Below are 743 nucleotides of genomic sequence, written 5' to 3' on the forward strand. Positions count from 1 at the left end.
AATTCAAACTTTGCCATAAGAAATATTGAATTTGTTTCTGTTTCAGGCGATTCTTTTGTTTGGTTCGGTCCAAATAAGTTTGACAATGCCATGAAGCAAAGCTTTTCAGGTAATGGAGAATTAATCTTTTCAAATACAGGTCTAATCATAGATGAAATGACATTGAGTACTGGAAGTCGAACCTTGAATAAGAATCAAATGCCATTTGAAAACTTTAACCTTTCACTTCCTCCGGGAGAGCATGTTTTTAATGCTACCGTAAAAGATACAGAGGGCAATATATACACCTCAAGTAAGTCTTATTTTTCTAAGACCTTTGAGAATATTGTCAATGACCCTTCATGTCCCTCAGGCACAGACGGTAGTATCAATGTGCAGGTCATAGGTGGCACAGGTAATTATACTTACTCTTGGACAAACGGATCAACTAGCTCATCAAATACAGGGTTAAGCAGTGGTTATTATGGTGTGAAAATAGAAGATGATATGGGGAACTCTCAAGAATTGTCTTTTTTGCTTAAAGACCCGGAGCCCTTAAACGTGTCAGCCAAATACGCTGATTGTGGATTTAATAATGTGGAACTGTCGGTTTCTGGTGGCAAGCAAGGTTATGAGGTTAGTTTTGACGGAGGTGAAAGAACTTCGATTCCAACTAGTGATTTTGAGGAAGTATGGAGAGAAAAAACCAATCAAAAAGGAAGTTTAAACATTGACGATGCTGAAAATATACCTGAATTTCAAGA

General features: G+C 37.3%; 1 protein-coding gene. It reads left to right on the plus strand.

The window, feature by feature from the left end; genetic code table 11:
- A partial coding sequence (locus E1176_RS00445) for a SprB repeat-containing protein (RefSeq protein ID WP_185152480.1) occupies positions 1–743 on the plus strand: 743 nt, incomplete at both ends.

It is taken from the genome of Fulvivirga aurantia, from assembly GCF_009711475.1.
Lineage (GTDB): Bacteria > Bacteroidota > Bacteroidia > Cytophagales > Cyclobacteriaceae > Fulvivirga > Fulvivirga aurantia.